Genomic DNA, 16644 nt, shown 5'->3' with positions numbered 1-16644 from the left:
ACGCCACCGGCCACCCCGGACCGAGTGATCAGCAGTGCGGCGGGGCCTGCGTACGATGCGGGGTCGAGTTCCCCTCGTCGGCGCGGAGGTATCGGGCAATGGCAGGCCAGCACGAGGGTTTCGCTCTCGGCGTCGACCTCGGTACGTCCAACACGGTCGCGGTGCTGCGCTGGCCGGACGGGCGAACCCGTCCGCTGCTGATGGACGGTCAACCGCTCAGCCCTTCCGCTGTCTACGCCGACCCGGACGGCACCCTGCACACCGGCTGGGACGCCCGGCGGTTGGCGCAGGCCGACCCGGCCCGGTTCGAGGCGAACCCGAAGCGTCGGGTGGACGAGCCGACCGTGCGGCTCGGCGACCGCGCATACCCGCCGGCCGACCTGCTCGCCGCGGTGCTGGCGGCGGTCGCGCGGACCGCTGTGGGCGCTGTGGGTTTCCTGCCCCCGGCCGTGGTCACCTGCCCGGCCGCCTGGGACGCGACGCGGCGGCAGGTTCTCGCCGACGCGCTGCTGCGGGCGGGCTGGCCGCAGGCGGCCGAGCACACCCTCGCCGGGCCGACGCCGCCGGGCACCCGGCTGCTGCGGGAGCCGGTGGCCGCCGCCCGCTACTACACGCAGGTGCTGCACCGTCCGGTGCCGGTCGGCGGGGCGATCGCGGTGTTCGACTTCGGTGGCGGGACGCTCGACGTCGCGGTGCTGCGCAACGAGGGCGCGGACCCCTGGGGTGACTCCGGCTTCAGCGTGGTCGCCGACGGTGGCCTGCCCGACCTGGGCGGGTTGGACCTCGACGCCGCGCTGGTGCGGCGGGTCGGCGAGTTGGTAGGTGAGCGGCATGCCGCGCAGTGGGCCCGGCTCACCCGACCGGCGGATCCGGCGCAGCGCCGCGACCAGGTTCGGCTCTGGGACGAGGTACGAGGTGCGAAGGAGACGCTGTCCCGATCCGCTGTCGCCCCGGTGGCGGTGCCGGGAGTGGCCGAGACGATCCAGCTGACCCGGGCGGACGTCGAGGGGGTGGCCACGCCGCTGCTGCGCCGGGCGGTGCAGCGGGCCCGCGAGGTCATCGCCGCCGCCGGCCTCAGCCCCGAACAGCTCGACGGGCTGTTCCTCGTGGGCGGGTCGTCGCGGATCCCGCTGGTGGCCCGCATGCTGCACGCCGAGCTGGGGATCGCGCCGACGGTGCTGGACCAGCCCGAGTTGCCGGTGGCCGAGGGCGCCCTGACCGACCTGCCGCTGCGCAAGCCGCTACCCGCCCCGGCGTACGCGGGACCGCAGCTCGCACCACCCGCGCCGGCTCCGGTGAGCCCGCTCGCGCCGGCCGGAGCCCCCGCCCCGGTCGTACCGTCGCAGCGCTGGCCGGGATCGGCCCCGCCGGTGGGCCCGCCCCCCGGGCCGGGTCTGGCCGGCGCCACCCCGACCCCGACGGGCGGCGGGCCCCGCTGGCGGCGGGCGCGCTGGGTGCTGCTCGGCGCGGTGCTGGCCCTGGCCGGGGTGGCCACCGCCGCGACGCTCTACCTGACCCGGGACCGCTACCCGGATCTGGCGTTCGACTCGCTGCGCGAGCTGTCCCGGCCGTCGGCCGGCGCCGAACGGCCGGTCGGCATGTGGACGGCGGTGCTCGACGATCGGGCCTACCTGGCGTTCCCGCTGCCCGACGACCGGCTGGAGGTGGTGGCCGTCGACGCGGTCAGCGGCGACGAGCTGTGGCGCAGGCCCACCGACGTGCGGGCCGACGACTGGGAGGCGATCATCGCCGTTCCCGGGGCGCTCGCGGTCCTCGCCGACGCGCCGGGCGACAGCACTCTCCGACCGCTGGCCGTGCTCGACGGCCGTACGGGCGAGCAGCGCTGGCAGCGCGACCTGCGCGGTGACGACGAGCTGTACGTCGGCGACGACACAGCGGTGCTGGTGGACCGGGCCGGGGATCAACTGGTCGGCCTGCGTCTGAGCAACGGCTCGACGAGGTGGACCGAGCCCAACCCCCGTGACCAGTACGCCGGAGCCCGTACCGTGGTCCGGCCGGTGGGCAGCGACGCGGCGGCGGGCGGGCCGGCCTTCCTCGACGGTAGGCCCCGCGACCCGTGGACGGGCAAGGGGCGCCGACTCGTGCAGGTGGGTGCGGACCGGTCGGTGCGGCTGCTCGACATGGCCTCCGGTCGTGTGCTGCGCCAGTGGGGCAGCGTCGCCGACCTCGACGACCTGGTGGTCGCCCACGAGGACCGCCTGTACGTGGCCGCCAACGAGGGTGGTTACCAGTTGCTCGCGTACGACCTGGGTTCCGACGCCGAGCCGGTGGTGCTGCACCGGTCCGGGAACGACGAGTACCGCCCGAAGGAGTTGGTGGCCTGCGGCACCCGACGGGCGTGCCTGTTGCAGGTGCCGAACAATGACGTCGCGCGCACCGAGGTGGTGGCGGCCACCGAGGGTGAGGGCGTGATCCGCTGGTCGGCGCCGGGGGTGACCGGCCTCCTCCCACTGGGTGAGCAGCTGCTCGCCCAGCGGGAGTCCCCGGAGCCGACAGTCACCGTCTTCGACGCCGCCGGCAAGCCGGTGCTGCGCGACCGGGGCGGGGTGGCGGTCCGCCTGGACGCGGGCAACCTGCTGGTCTTCGCCAAGGCGCCAAGCGTGGTCGCGGACAACCGGGTGCTGGCCGGCGTGTGGGCCGAGTCCGGGAAGGTCGACGAGTTGGGCGAGCTGAAGGACGTGCGTAGCTCGTCCTGCTCGTGGAACACCCACGTGATCGCCTGTGGCGCGGAGAAGGACTTCGTGCTGTACCGCTTCACCGACGACTGACGTCGAGGGCCGAGCAGCCGACTCGTACGATGCTCCGGTGAATCTTCGAGGTATGGTCCGCGCCGATCGCCCGTTGGTGGTGCTCGCCGTCGGCGAGGAGGCCCGCTACCTGCCGCCCGAGCTGCCGGTCCTGCTCACCGGCATGGGCAAGGTGAACGCCGCCAGCGCGGTGGCCGCGGTGCTGGCCGCCGGGCCGCGTCCCGCCCTGCTGCTCAACCTGGGTACCGCCGGGGCGTTGCGCCCGGGGTGGGCCGGTATCCACGAGGTCGCCACAGTCCTTCAGCACGATCTGGACACCGAGCTGCTGCGCACGCTCACCGGCGAGACCTACGGGGCGCCGCTGTCGCTGGCCGCCGAGGGTGCGGTGCTGGCCACCGGTGACACCTTCGTGGCCGACGACGCGGAGCGGGACCGGTTGGCGCAGCGTGCCGACCTGGTCGACATGGAGGGGTACGCGGTGGCCTGGGCCGCCGCGCAGGCCGGCGTGCCGTGCCGGCTGGTCAAGCAGGTCAGCGACGAGGCGGGGGAGGGCGCGGCCCGCACCTGGCAGGAGTCGGTGGACGCGTGCGCCCGGGACCTCGCCGAGTGGGCCGCTCGACACGTCGCCTGAACAGGCCGGGTCAGTCGTCGGGTTGCCGCAGCCGTAGGCCCGGCGTGGTCTCCCGGGCCGCTCCGGGAACCAGAATGTGCGCCGCCAGCGTGAGCGCCACGACCGTGGTGACCAGCAGCGGCGGCCAGCGGCCGGCCCACGGCAGCGTCAGCAGGGGCAGGGGGAGGCAGAGCATTCGCCGCCATGGCACGAGCATGGACACCAGCAGGGTGAACAGGGCGCGGCCGATCACGAACAGCGCCGGACCGCCCATGATCAGTAACAGCCACCCGACCGGCGTCGTGCCGGTCGGCCGGGTGACGACCAGATCGAACGAGGCGGACGTGCCGACCACGCCGGCCAGCATCACCAGGTGGGTGTACGGAGCCACCCGGGTTGGCCGGCCCGACTTCGGCCCGGCCCCGGCCTCCAGCAACTCGCCGGCCCGGAAGACGTAGACCTGCCAGAGCAGCAGCATGATGGCGAACGCGCAGATCAGCGCCGCGACCCGGAGCCCGGCCAGCGGGCCCCGGCTGACCTGCAGCGTGGGCACCAGGATGATGTCGCCGAGGGCCAGGATGATGAATTGCTGGTATCGCTCGGCCAGATGTGCGGTGGTCCGCTCGTACTGGTCGACGGGCACCCGTCCCAGCCAGGGCGTGGGGTAGCGGGCCGCCGCGGAGAGCAGGTCGATCGTGATGGCGATGGTCCAGAGGGTCCAGTTCACCGTGCCGGACACCGCGCCGGTGATCCAGAAGACACCGGACACCACGAACCAGAAGAGGAATCGCGTGGCGCGGATCATGGCCAGCCGATGATGCTGTTGGCGCAACGTCGTGATCAGGATGATGCCGCGGATCACGTGCGTGCCGACGTAGGACATGGCGAAGACCATCGCGTGCCCGTCGGACACCATCGGCAACGATGCCGCCATCCCCACCGAACCGACCATGGCGATCATCAGGATGGCCTGGATGGGGCGCTGCTGCGGGTCGTAGAACTCGGTGGTGGTGGAGGTGACCGACCAGGTCCACCAGATCGCGGTCAACATCAGCAGGACCATCGCGGCGCCGGAGGTGTCGTGGCGCTGCGCGAGCAGGGTCGAGGTCAGCGCGAGCGAGGCCACGAAGACCACGTCGAAGAGCAACTCCAGCAGCGTGGCCCGCGTCGAACCGTCCGGCCGGCGTACCAGCGCCGCGGTGCCTCCGGTGGTCATGCCCGGCCTCCCGCCGTGTCTCCGAGGATTATCGGTGGCCCCGACACGGGCCGTCCCCGGATCGGTGATTCCCGCCGGGCGGCGAAGAGGGCGGCCGGAGGTTGCCACGGCGTCGGACGCCGGGCGATGCTTTACCGCATCCATAAATCTCGATCTCCCCGGAGGTTCGGATGCGCCGCTCCCCGCTGGCCGCCCTCGTCCTGACCGTCCTGCTGCTCGTCGCGCCCGGCGCGGCGCAGGCCGCGGTCCCCGACCGGGCCGCCGCGCCCGCCGCCGACCCGGCGGCCCTGCTGACCGGGGTACGCACGGCGGGCACCGCCTGGGGTCTCGACCCCGCCACCGGCCGGATGACCCTCACCGTCGACGACACCGTGGCCCCCGGCGAGTTGGCCGCGCTGCGGGCGGTGGCCGACCGGGCCGGCGTGCTGCTGCGCCGCGAACCCGGAACGCTGCGTCCCCTGATCGCCGGCGGGCAGGGCATCTACGGCGGCGGTGGCGCGCGTTGCTCGCTCGGCGCGAACGCGCGAAGCGGCAGCACCTACTACGTGATCACCGCAGGTCACTGCACCACCGCCGCCGCCACCTGGTACGCCGACAGCGCCCAGACCACAGTGCTCGGCACCCGCACCGCCACCAGCTACCCCACCAACGACTACGGGCTGATCCGCTACACCGGTCGGATCGCCCACCCGAGCGCGGTCTACACCCATCCCGGCCTGCTGCCCATCAATGGCCCCGGCAACGCGTACATCGGTCAGGCGGTGTGCCGCAGCGGTAGCACCACAGGCGTGCGCTGCGGCACGGTCACCGGTCTGAACCAGACCGTCAACTACGCCACCGGCGTGATCTACGGCCTGATCCGCACCAACATCTGCGCCGAGCCGGGGGACAGCGGCGGACCGCTCTACGTGGCCTCCACCGGCAGGATCATCGGCATCCTCTCCGGCGGCACCGGCAACTGCACCGCCGGCGGCACCACCTACTACCAGCCGATCGCGGAGGTGCTGGCCGCGTACGGGCTGACGTTGCCCTGACCGCAGAGGTGTGACGTACGACGGGTTGCCCGTCCTGCGCGGGGCACCTAGGCTCGGCGACGCCCAGCACCCCCGCCGCGAGGACGTGTGCCCGATGTCGACCGCCCCCCGACCTGAGCAGGCGAGCGCCCCGGCCGGCCTTCCGTCGATCGAGGTGGCCGCGGTGGGGGAGACGATGGTGGTGCTCTGCCCCGCGCCCGGTGAGCCGCTGGAGCACGCCGAACGGGTCGCCGTCTCGGTCGGCGGGGCCGAGTCCAACGTGGCCGGTTACCTGGCCCGCCTGGGACACCTGACGACCTGGGTGAGCCGGGTCGGCGACGACCCCTTCGGCCGTGCCGTCGTCCGGCACGTCGCCGCCGCCGGCGTCCGCGTCGACCAGGTGTGCGTGGACCCGGCCGCCCCCACCGGTCTGTACGTCAAGGACCCGGGCCCGGAGGGGACCGCAGTGCACTACTACCGTGCCGGGTCGGCCGCCGCCCGGATGGACCCCGCCACGCTGGCCGATCCGGCGTTGGCCGGTGCCCGGGTGCTGCACCTGTCCGGGATCACAGCGGCGCTGTCCGCCTCCTGCCGGGCGCTGGTCGAGCACGCGGTGACCGACCGGCCGCTGGCGGACGCGCTGGTCAGCTTCGACGTCAACCACCGGGCCCGGCTCTGGCCCGCCGAGCAGGCCGCGCCGGTGCTGCGCGACCTCGCCAACCGTTGCGACCTCGTCTTCGTCGGGCAGGACGAGGCGGAAACCCTCTGGGGCGCCACCGACCCGGCGGCCGTACGTGAGCTGTTGCCCGCTCCGCAGACCGTGGTGGTCAAGGACGGCGCGGTCGGCGCCACGGCACTGGTCCGCGATGCCGAAGCGGTCTTCGTACCCGCACCCCGGGTGACGGTGGTGGAGCCGGTCGGCGCCGGAGACGCGTTCGCCGCCGGCTACCTGGCCGGGCTGCTCCGCGGCCTCGACCCCGTACGGCGGTTGCGCCTCGGCCACCTCGTCGCGGCACAGGCGTTGACCAGCAGCGGCGACAACGCCCCGGTCCCGCCATGGGTCTGGTTCGAGAAGCTGATCGACGCCCCCGCCGACGCCTGGTCGCCGCTCGACCTGACCGACGTGGCGACGACGACCTGAGTCGGACCCTCGGCCGGCAGTAACAGTTTCACCGCGACCTCGGATGGAGTGCACCATGACCACACCGGACTTCGACCACATCTTCGGCGGTGCCCGGGTGATGGCGATCCTGCGCGGCCTGCCGGTCGCCGAGACCGTTCGGCTCGCCGAGCGTGCCTGGGACCTCGGCATCGACGTGGTGGAGGTTCCGGTGGCCACCGCCGACGCGGTGCCGGCGCTGAAGGCCGCCGTCGAGGCGGGGGCCGAGCGCGACCGGATCGTCGGCGCCGGAACCGTGCTCGACGTCGAACAGGTCGCCGCGGCGGCCGACGCGGGCGCCCGGTTCACCGTCGCCCCCGGCCTGGACCTCGCGGTCGCCGACGCCGCCGCCGCGCGTGGCCTGCCGCACCTGCCCGGTGTGGCCACCCCCACCGAGGCCCAGCAGGCACTGCTGCACGGCCTCACCTGGCTCAAGGCGTTCCCCGCGATCTCCCTCGGGCCAGCCTGGTTCAAGGCCGTGGCCGGCCCGCTGCCGCAGTTGCGCTTCGTCGCGACCGGCGGCCTCGACGCGGGCAACGCGGGAGCGTTCCTGCAAGCGGGCGTACGCGTGGTGGCCGTCGGCTCCGCCCTCTCCGACCCCACCCAGCTGGACGCCCTAGCCAACCTAACCCGCCCCACCCCGTAACCCCTCGCCCCGGCCCTCCCGCCCCGCCGCGTCGATCTTGCACTTACTGTTGTCGATGTGTCCTGATTCGCGACTTTGGTCGGGACAGAAAGTGCAAGATCGGCGCGGGGCGGTGGGGGAGAGGGCGGGAGGGTCGGGGTGGGTGGCGGGGTTGTGCCATGGCGTAAGTGCGTCGGGGGTGGGGGCGCGGTTGGGCTGGGCTCTGCGTCGATGCTGTGGTGCGTACCACTTCTCGACACAAAGAGGTCATCGTGGCTCTGTCTCACCGGCGCCGCCGATCCGGGCTGATCGCCCTCGGCGCCGCCCTCACCCTGGCGGCCGGGTTCACCCCACCCGGCGCGGGAGCGGCCGCCGCCCCGCCGAACATTCCCGACCGCCCGGCGGGCCAACCCCCGGCCGCCGCCGGACGCGCGTCCACCGTCACCCTGATCACCGGTGACACGGTCACGGTCACCACCGCGGCGGACGGCAGCACGGTGTCGACTGTGCGCCGGCCGGACGGCAGCACCCCGAGCTTCCACCGCACCGTGCGTGACGGCGACACCTACGTCTACCCGGACGCGGCACTGTCCTATGTCACAGGCGGTGTGCTGGACCGGCAACTGTTCAACGTCACCGACCTCATCGCCGACGGCTACGACGACGCGCACACCGACGCGCTTCCGCTGATCGTCACGATGACCGACGCGGCGGCCCGCAACCGCACCCGCCCTGCCGTGGACGGCGCCGAGCTGGTCCGCCAGTTGGACAGCGTGCAGGGCGCGGCGCTGACTCGCCAGCGCGCCACCGCCGACCGGTTCTGGACGGCGCTCACGGCCGGCTCGACCCGTCGTACCGGCGACGCCCCGACCCTGGCCAACGGCATCGCGAAGGTCTGGCTGGACGGCCGGGTGCACGCGGACCTGGCCGAGTCCACCGCGCAGATCGGCGCCCCGAAGCTGTGGGCCGAGGGCAACACCGCCACCGGTGTCGACGTCGCGGTGCTCGACTCCGGGGCGGACGCCGAACACCCGGACCTCGTCGGCCAGATCGCCGAGTCCAGCAGTTTCGTGCCCGAGGAGCCCGACATCCTCGACTACAAGGGCCACGGCACGCACGTCGCCTCGACGATCGCCGGCACCGGCGCCGCGTCCGGTGGCGCCGAGCGGGGCGTCGCCCCCGGCGCACGGCTGCACATCGGCAAGGTGCTCAACAGCGAGGGCAGCGGACAGGACTCGTGGATCATCGCCGGCATGGAGTGGGCGGCCCGCGAGCAGAAGGCCCGGGTGGTCAGCATGAGCCTGGGCGGTGAGGCCACCGACGGCAGCGACCCGATGAGCCAGGCCGTCGACCGACTCAGCGCCGAGACCGGTGCCCTCTTCGTGATCGCCGCCGGCAACAGCGGCCCGGCAACCATCGGCAGCCCGGGTGCCGCCAACTCCGCGCTTACCGTGGGCGCCGTCGACAACACCGACCACCTCGCCGACTTCTCCAGCCAGGGACCACGCGCCGGCGACGGCGGGCTGAAGCCCGAGATCACCGCCCCCGGCGTGGACATCCTGGCGGCCCGCTCCCACCTCGTGCGGGGCGGCTCCGGGGACTACACGCTGATGAGCGGCACGTCGATGGCCACCCCGCACGTGGCCGGGACGGCCGCGCTGGTCGCCGCCGCCCACCCGGAGTGGACCGGTCAGCGGATCAAGGAAGCGCTGGTCAGCACGGTCAAGGCCACCTCCGAGTACACCCCGTACCAGGCGGGCGCCGGTCGGGTCGACGCGGTCGCCGCCGTGCACGCCACCGTCTTCGCCACCCCGAGCGCCTACTCCGGCTTCCAGGCGTGGCCTCAGCAGTCGGGCATGATCGTCGACCGCACGGTCACCTACACCAACGTCGGCAGCGCGCCGGTCGCCCTGAGGCTGGCCCTCGACGCGGCCACCGCGCCGGCCGGCCTGTTCGCGCTCTCCGCCGACCGGGTCACCGTGCCGGCGGGTGGCACCGCCACCGTGACGGTGACCGCCGCGTACGACAAGCTGCCGGCGGAGAAGCAGGTCAGCGGCATGATCGTCGCCACCGACGACGCCGGTGCGGTGCGCGGTCGCACCCTGGTCGGCGCCGGCAAGGAGGGCCAGCGGCAGAACCTGACGCTGGTCGCCAAGGACCGGGACGGCAAGCCGCTCGTCGGCAAGGTCATCCTCACCACCGACACCCTGTTCACCGCCGTGGACCTACCCGAGAGCGGCACCGCGACGCTGCGGCTGCCGGTGGCGAGTTGGAACGGTTGGATCTCCGCCGACGTCCGCGGCGCGCACGGGCCGCACTCCAAGGGCATGGCGATGCTCAGCTTCACCGACGTCAACCTGGACCGGGACCGCACCGTCACCCTGGACGCCCGCGCCGCCCGACAGGTGCAGGCCCGGGTGCCGCAGGAGGCCACCGCCAGCGCGCTGCGGATGGACATCCACAGGTCCACGAAGAACGGTCTCACCGAGAGTCAGGTGCTGCCCGACGACTCGTACGACAGCATGTGGGCGTTGCCCACGAGCCGTCCGGTCACCGACGGCGAGTTCGAGTTCGGCGCCCGGTGGCGGCTGGAGCAGCCGGCCCTGACCGTCTCGGCGGGCGGTCGCTCGTACGACGATCTGTTGGTGAAGCGGGCGACCCCGGCGCTGCCGGCCGGTCGTCGCCAACTGGACGCGGTCTACGTCGCCGACACGTCGGCGACGGGGCTGGCCAAGCGGCCGGTCCGGGACCGGGCCGTGGTGGTGCGCCGCAGTGACAGCGTGGACATCGCCACCCAGGCGCAGGCCGCCGCCGCGGCCGGGGCGAAGCTGCTGCTGGTGGTCAACGACGGCGTGGGCCGGCTCCAGCCGTGGGACGAGGCCCCGTGGAGCCCGGCGAGCCCGGCTCCGGTGACCGTGGCCACGCTCGGCGCGGACGAGGGTGGGCAGCTCATCGCCGCGCTGGAGCACGGCGCGGTGCGACTCACCGTCGAGTCGCACCCGGAGACCACCTACCTGTACGACGTGGCGCACCACTGGACCGGCACCGTGCCGGCCGATCCGACCTACCGGCCCACGAAGCGGCAGTTGGCCCGGGTCGACGTGGAGTTCCGTAACTACCGGCAGGGCAAGGCGCTGGAGTTCCGCACCGACGTCTGGCGCGGCTGGGCGTCGAGCAACCAGGAGCCGGCCCCGGCGCAGGGCCGGCGAACCGACTGGGTGAGCGCCGACCAGCGGTGGATCGACGACGCGTTCATCGCCGGCGAGACCGGCCAGCACCTGCAGGCGGTCACCGCGTACCCGGCGGGTAGGCCGAGCGCCGTCACCTGGTTCGGGCCGATCCAGCGGCCCCGGATGGGCGGGAACTACGTGCCGGTCCGGTATCTCGACACCGTCTACCTGCCCGCGCCCGGATGGGGCGACGGCGGCGGCCACATCGGTGAGGCGTACGCCAACTACGACATGGTCAACCGCACCACCCTCTACCAGGGTGACAAGGAGCTGAACTGGGGTAACGCCGAGTACCTCCAGGTCTCCGGGCTGGCGTCTCAGCGACTGCCGTACCGGCTGGTGGTGGAGAACGACAGGGCCGCCTGGACCAACCCGTACTCCCGGCAGACCCGCACCGAGTGGGGCTTCCGCTCGGCGGTCACCGGGGAGGAATCGGCCGAGGTGCTGCCGATGATCCAGCTGGACTACCAGGTGGCCATCGACTCCGCCGGCACTGCCTCGCGGCGTGCGCCGCTGACCGTTGTCGCCTCGCACCTGCCCGACGTCAGGGGCACGATCGGCGCGGTAACCGTCGAGGTGTCCTACGACGACGGGGCGACCTGGCAGAAGCAGCGGCTGACCCGGCACGGCGACGGCTGGCGTACCTCGTTGGCCGCACCGGCGAAGGCCGGCTTCGTGAGCCTGCGCTCCACCGCGCGGGACACCGCCGGCAACACCGTGAGCCAGAGCATCACCCGAGCGTTCGGCCTGCGCTGACTGTGCGGCCGGCCGCCGCCGGGGTGCCTCGCGCACCCCGGCGGCGGCTCAGTCGGTCGTCTCGGCCGTGCCGGCCCGCTGGAACGCGCGGGCCAGTTCCGCGAGGTCGAAGCCCTCGAAGTGCTGGAGGAACCGGCGGCGTACGGCGGCCAGGTGACTGGGCCAGGACTCCTCCAGGCGCGTGAAGCCCGCGTCGGTGAGGACGGCGTTCCAGCCGCGCGCGTCCTCCTCGCACCGCTCCCGCCGGACCAGGCCCTGCGTCTCCAGCCGGATGATCGTGCGGGTCATGCCGCTGAGTGAGAGGTGGCAGAGCGCGGCGAGCTCGTTCATGCGCATCCGCCGGCCCGGCGTCTCGGACAGGTTCATCAGCGCGGTGTACTCGGTGAGTGGCAGCTGACGGTCACCGACCATGTCCGCGTCGATCGCGCGGGGCAGGACGTGCATGACCTGGCCCAGGGCGCGGACCAGGGATTCCTCATCAGTGGTGAGAGGTTGCGGAGTCGCTGCGGAGGGGTTGGACATCCCCATACCATACTTGTTTGACTGAGCAAGTTCTCACCCTCCGTGTGACCATGCCCACGGACCATGTATTTGCTTGACCAATCAAGCACCGGTTAGCGTTCCCGTCGTCAGGCAAGGACCTCTGAAAGGCGCCACACATGACCAGGATCGGGATCATCCTCGGAAGCACCCGCCCGGGGCGTAACGGCGAGGCCGTCGCCCGCTGGGTGCTCGAGATCGCCAAGCAGCGCTCCGACGCGGAGTACGAGCTGATCGACCTACTCGACTACCAGCTGCCGCACCTCGACGAGGCGTACCCGCCCTCGATGGGCCAGTACAGCCAGCCGCACACCAAGCGGTGGGCCGAGACGATCGCGTCGTTCGACGGGTTCATCATGGTCACCCCCGAGTACAACCACTCGACCTCCGGCGCCCTGAAGAACGCTATCGACTTTCTCTACGCCGAGTGGAACAACAAGGCCGTCGGCTTCGTCAGCTACGGCTCGGTGGGCGGAACGCGCGCCGTGGAGCACCTGCGTCTGATCTCCGGTGAGCTGCAGATGGCCGACGTGCGCTCGCAGGTCGCGCTGTCGCTCTTCACCGACTTCGAGAACTTCAGCGTCTTCAAGCCCAACCAGTTCCACAAGGACTCGCTGACCGCCACGCTCGACCAGGTGGTCGCCTGGAGCACCGCGCTCGCTCCGCTGCGCAAGGGCTGAGCACGGCCAGCGTCGGAAGGGCGAGTTCACTACCCTTGGCGCGATGAGCCGATCTGCCGCCGCTGGTCGGGCTCCGCTCTGGCGGGACCGGACCTTCGGCACGTACTGGGTCGCGCAGTCGCTCTCGGCGGCGGGCGACTCGTTCGCCTACCTGGCGGTGCCGCTGCTGGTGCTCCAGGCGACCGGGTCGGTGGCGCAGATGGGCCTGCTCACCGCCGTCGCGGGCGCGGCGTCCGTCGTCGCCGGGATCTTCGGCGGGGTGCTGGTCGACAGGTACGACCGCCGCACCCTGATGATCGTGGCCGATCTGACCCGGCTGGTGCTCTACGGCCTGGTGCCACTGGCGTGGCTCGCCGGCCCGCAGGTCTGGCTGCTCTTCGTCGTGCTGCCGATCTGCGAGGCGGCCGGCATGTTGTTCCAGGTCGCCGCCGTGACCGCGGTCCGCAACCTGGTCGACCGGGACCGGATCACGGAGGCCAACGGCCGGTTGCAGGCGACGTACGCGGCGGCGGCCGTCCTCGGGCCGCTGCTCGCCGGTGTGGTGGCGGCCCGCTTCGGCCCGGCGACCGCCATCGCCGTCAACGCGGCGAGCTTCGCGCTCTCGGCGGCCGGCCTACGGCTCATCCGTCTGCGTCCCGTCCAGGCGGACGAAGCGGTGGCCCGGCAGCGCCCGCTGGCCGAGTTCCTGGCCGGGGCGCGGTTCCTGTGGCGACAGCCCGTGCTGCGCGCGCTGACCGTCCTGTTGTCGGTCTTCATCTTCCTCACCTACGGCTTCGTCGACGTGCTGATCTACCACGTCACGCACGACCTCGGTGGCTCCGAGGGCACCGTCGGCACGGTGCTCGGCCTGGCGGCGCTGGGCACGGTCGCCGGCGCGCTGCTGGTGGCGCCGCTGCGCCGCCGTCGCGGCTTCGGCGCCACCTGGATCGGCGCGCACGCGATCTGCGGCTTCGCCGTGTCGGGGGTCGGCATCGCCACCACCGTGCCGGCGGTCACCGTGCTGACAGCGGTGTACCTCTGCTGTCTCAGCGTCGGGGGGATCTGTTCGATGTCCCTGCGCCAGGAGATCACCCCCGATCACCTGCTGGGCCGGGTCACGTCGGCGTTCTGGAGCACGCACTACGCCCTCGGCCCGGCCGGGGCTGTCGTGCTGACCTGGGCCGCCGGCCGGCACGGCGCTCCGATGGTCACCCTCGTGGCGGGCGCGGGGTGCCTGCTGGTCGCGGTCGGCGGCCTCTTCACCCCGATCCGCCGAGCCGGCACGGAGTCGGCCGCCGTGCAGCCCGGACTGCGCCCGGCCCCGGCCGGCGGCACCGTAGCTGGTTGAGACGCTATCGAGCTGATGTCGTAAACGATTCAGGCAGTGGGGGTCAGAACTCCTGGTACATGACGTGCAGGCCGACCCGGCCGAGGGCGGGGTGACGGAACGCGCCCGGCACGGTGCCGAGCACCTCGAAGCCCTCCCGCCGGTACAGGCGCACCGCCGACCGGTTGCTCTCGGCCACGGCGTTGAACTGCATGCCGGCGTACCCCTGCTGGCGCGCCCAGGTCAGAGCGTCGCGGCACAGCGCGGTGCCCACGCCCCGGCCCCGCGCGTCGGCGGCGACCATGAAGCTCGCGGTGGACACGTGCGAGCCCGGCCCGGGCCGGTTGGTGCCCATCTTCGCGGTGCCGAGCACCCGCTCGCCGTCGACCGCCACGACGGTCCGCCCCGGCGCCGCCTCGACCCACATGCCGTACGACTGCTCGGCGGTCATCGCCGGGTCGTAGACGAAGGTCTCCTGTGCCCGGATCACCTCCTCGATGATCGGCCACACCTGCGACCAGTCCCGGTCGACGAACTCCCGAATAAGCACGCAGGGCAGGCTACGAGCGGTGGCCCGCGCCGGCAACGGAGATTCGGTTCAGCGAGTGCCGAGGGCCGCGAGTTCCTCGTCGAGCAGGGCCGCCAGCCGGGCGTGCCGCGCGGGATGGCTCCGCGCGGTCATCCCGCGGCTGGGCATCTCCACAGTCATCAGCAGGTACAGGTGCAACCGGTAGAGACCGAGCCGGCGTCGTGCCGAAGCGTCCAACACCAGCGGCTCGGGTGCGGCGGCCCGGTAGCCGCGCAGCAGGGGGTGCTCCGGCTCGTCCTCGACGCGTCGGAACAGCAGCGGGGAGACCAGGTCCAGTAGCGGGTCGCCGTAGAGGAAGCGCTCGCCGTCCACCAGGCCACGCAGCCGCAGCCGGCCGTCCCGGTCGGGTGCCGCCAGCACGTTGCCGTCCCAGCAGTCGAAGTGCAGCAGCGCCGGGCGGCGTACCTCGTCGAGCACGTCGGCGTGCCGCCCCACCAGCGCGTGCAGGCGATCCGCGGTCACCGGTAGTCGGACATCCCAGTTGGCCGCGTCGGCCAGCAGCGCGTCGAGCATCGCCGTGAACGCCGCCCGCCAGGTCGGCCCGCCGGCCCGGTCACCGTCGTACCCGAACCGCTCACCTGTCACCCGGTGCAACGCGGCGAGGGCCACCCCGAGGTCGTGGCGCGCCGGGCCGTCGTCGACCGCGACACCGTCCGTGGCAAGGTCGGACAGCGGCCGGCCGGGCAGCATCGCGGTGACCAACCACTCGCCGTACGCCGGGTCGGCGCCGTGCCAGAGCACCGGGGGGACGGGCACCTGCGGCGCCCGCTCGGCGACGAGCCGGAAGTACCGCTCCTCGGCGGCGCAGAGCCCGCGCTCGTAGCGCAGCAGCGGCGTTCCGGCCGGCGGAGCCAGCTTCAGCACCACCCGACGGTCGTCGTCGAGCAGCGCCCACCAGACCGTCGCGTACCCGCCGCCGGTCAGCGGACCGGCGTCCCGGACCCGGGTGCGCGGCCCGAACGACGCACCGACCAGGTACGCCACGTCGGCGCTGGTGAGGGGCCGTTGGGTAGGGCTGACGCCGGTCACGGCGCGGTGTCACCTCGCCGGGCGCGCGGCGCGGAACCCGCGGTGGCGTGGGTGGACAGTGGGACGGGGCCGGCGGTGTCGCGGCGGACCAGCTCGGCGGGGAGCACCTCGACCCGGGGCGTCGGGGCCCCCGCGCCGAGCACCAGGGACATCGCCCGCACACCCATGTCGACAAGGGGCAGACGCACGGTGGTCAACGCCGGGGTCACGTCCCGGGCGATCGGCATGTCGTCGAAGCCCAGCACCGAGATCTGCTGCGGCACCGCCAACCCTCGCGTGCGCAGGGTGGCGAGCGCGCCGATGGCCATCGAGTCGTTGAGCGCCACGATCGCGGTCAGCTCCGGGTCGGCGTCGAGCAGTCGGGCGGTGGCCTCGGCGCCACCGTCGCGGTCGAACTCCGCGTACCGGATGCGCCGTTCGGGCAGCTCGCGGCCCTGCTCGGTGAGGGCCTGCCGGAGGCCGGCCAGCCGGTCGGTCGTGGTGGTCAGGATGCGCGGGCCGGCGACCACGCCGATCGCCCGGTGTCCCAGACCGCACAACTCCTGCCCGGCGAGGTAGCCGCCGGTCCGGTTGTCCGGCATCACCGCGTCGCCGGAGTGCTCGTGCCGGCCGATCACCGCCACCCGCCCGCCGGTGGCCTCGTACGCGGCCAGTTTCTCGTTGAGCTGACGGGTGAACGCCTCGTCGTGGTAACCCGAGCCGGCCAGGATGAGCGCCGCCACCTGGTGGCCGCGCAGCAGTTCCACGTACTCCAACTCGCGGTCCGGGTCCCGGTAGCTGTTGCAGATCATCAGCAGCCGGCCCTGGTCTGTGGCGACCCGTTGCAGCCCTCGGGTGATCTCGGCGAAGTACGGGTCGGAGACGTCGTGCACGATCACGCCGACCGCGCTGCGGTGCGAGCGGGCCAGCAGTTGGGCGTGCGCGTTCGGCACGTACTGCAACTCGGCGACGGCGGTGAGCACCCGTTCGCGCAGCTCGTCGGTGACCGGCTTGCTGCTGCCGTTGATGACGCGGGAGGCGGTGGCGGGTGAGACGCCCGCTCGGCGGGCCACATCGGACAGGGTCGCCATGGCCCGCCCCCTCGATCTGTTGACGGCGTTTCGTCGTGCCGGCTAGCGTCACC

At 73.0% G+C, this 16644-nt stretch carries 13 protein-coding genes; 8 read left to right on the top strand and 5 right to left on the bottom strand.

All coding sequences use genetic code 11. From position 1 onward, the window contains the following. Positions 1-98: 98 nt before the first annotated feature. Together KBX71_RS34415 and KBX71_RS17585 are read left to right on the top strand one after the other, a co-directional pair. Positions 99-2789 carry an Hsp70 family protein gene (locus KBX71_RS34415; RefSeq protein WP_210819091.1) on the top strand — a complete coding sequence of 897 codons (2691 nt, stop codon included), beginning with the start codon at positions 99-101 and terminating at the stop codon, positions 2787-2789. A gap of 37 nt (positions 2790-2826) precedes the next feature. Further along, a complete protein-coding gene (locus KBX71_RS17585; protein WP_210819090.1) occupies positions 2827-3399 on the top strand; it encodes a nucleosidase in 573 nt (190 codons plus the stop codon). A 10-nt stretch (positions 3400-3409) separates the two neighbouring features. Here the strand turns inward: KBX71_RS17585 and KBX71_RS17580 are convergent, their stop codons facing one another. Then, entirely contained in the window at positions 3410-4594 is a 1185-nt protein-coding gene (locus KBX71_RS17580) for a low temperature requirement protein A (RefSeq protein WP_210819089.1), read from the bottom strand. A gap of 170 nt (positions 4595-4764) precedes the next feature. On the opposite strand from KBX71_RS17580, the gene KBX71_RS17575 reads away from it, so the two are divergent. The 4 genes from KBX71_RS17575 to KBX71_RS17560 all read left to right on the top strand — a co-directional run bounded on the left by KBX71_RS17575 (position 4765) and on the right by KBX71_RS17560 (position 11377). Next, positions 4765-5628: a S1 family peptidase gene (locus KBX71_RS17575; protein ID WP_210819088.1), complete on the top strand. Its 864-nt coding sequence runs from the start codon at positions 4765-4767 to the stop codon at positions 5626-5628. A gap of 94 nt (positions 5629-5722) precedes the next feature. Then, the gene (locus KBX71_RS17570; RefSeq protein ID WP_210819087.1) at positions 5723-6748 is read left to right on the top strand and encodes a sugar kinase; all 1026 of its coding nucleotides are present in this window, start codon (positions 5723-5725) and stop codon (positions 6746-6748) included. A 55-nt stretch (positions 6749-6803) separates the two neighbouring features. After that, on the top strand, positions 6804-7412 hold the full coding sequence (locus KBX71_RS17565) for a bifunctional 4-hydroxy-2-oxoglutarate aldolase/2-dehydro-3-deoxy-phosphogluconate aldolase (RefSeq protein ID WP_210819086.1): 609 nt from the start codon (positions 6804-6806) through the stop codon (positions 7410-7412). A gap of 251 nt (positions 7413-7663) precedes the next feature. Continuing rightward, entirely contained in the window at positions 7664-11377 is a 3714-nt protein-coding gene (locus tag KBX71_RS17560; RefSeq protein WP_210819085.1) for a S8 family serine peptidase, read from the top strand. Between the two features lie 48 nt (positions 11378-11425). Here the strand turns inward: KBX71_RS17560 and KBX71_RS17555 are convergent, their stop codons facing one another. Continuing rightward, positions 11426-11899 (bottom strand): MarR family winged helix-turn-helix transcriptional regulator, encoded by a 474-nt coding sequence (locus tag KBX71_RS17555; protein ID WP_210819084.1) that lies wholly within the window; start codon positions 11897-11899, stop codon positions 11426-11428. Positions 11900-12036: 137 nt separating this feature from the next. Here KBX71_RS17555 and KBX71_RS17550 point away from each other — a divergent pair, with 137 nt between their 5' ends. Then, positions 12037-12597 (top strand): NADPH-dependent FMN reductase, encoded by a 561-nt coding sequence (locus KBX71_RS17550; protein ID WP_210819083.1) that lies wholly within the window; start codon positions 12037-12039, stop codon positions 12595-12597. A gap of 43 nt (positions 12598-12640) precedes the next feature. After that, the gene (locus KBX71_RS17545) at positions 12641-13924 is read left to right on the top strand and encodes an MFS transporter (RefSeq protein ID WP_210819082.1); all 1284 of its coding nucleotides are present in this window, start codon (positions 12641-12643) and stop codon (positions 13922-13924) included. A 43-nt stretch (positions 13925-13967) separates the two neighbouring features. Here KBX71_RS17545 and KBX71_RS17540 read toward each other — a convergent pair whose 3' ends face one another. From KBX71_RS17540 to KBX71_RS17530, 3 genes are read right to left on the bottom strand one after another with little or no spacing between them, the layout of a single operon-like run. Next, positions 13968-14453, bottom strand: coding sequence for a GNAT family N-acetyltransferase (locus KBX71_RS17540; protein WP_196926434.1), 486 nt, complete (start codon positions 14451-14453; stop codon positions 13968-13970). A 48-nt stretch (positions 14454-14501) separates the two neighbouring features. After that, entirely contained in the window at positions 14502-15521 is a 1020-nt protein-coding gene (locus KBX71_RS17535; RefSeq protein ID WP_210819081.1) for a phosphotransferase family protein, read from the bottom strand. After that, positions 15518-16591 (bottom strand): LacI family DNA-binding transcriptional regulator, encoded by a 1074-nt coding sequence (locus KBX71_RS17530; RefSeq protein ID WP_210819080.1) that lies wholly within the window; start codon positions 16589-16591, stop codon positions 15518-15520. The genes KBX71_RS17535 and KBX71_RS17530 overlap by 4 nt, the downstream gene beginning before the upstream one ends. Between the last annotated feature and the right edge of the window lie 53 nt (positions 16592-16644).

This window comes from Micromonospora sp. D93, from assembly GCF_018070365.1.
In the GTDB taxonomy this organism is placed as follows: domain Bacteria; phylum Actinomycetota; class Actinomycetes; order Mycobacteriales; family Micromonosporaceae; genus Micromonospora; species Micromonospora ureilytica.
The sequence above is the reverse complement of the archived record's forward strand: the minus strand, read 5'-3'. Positions and strand labels throughout refer to the sequence as shown.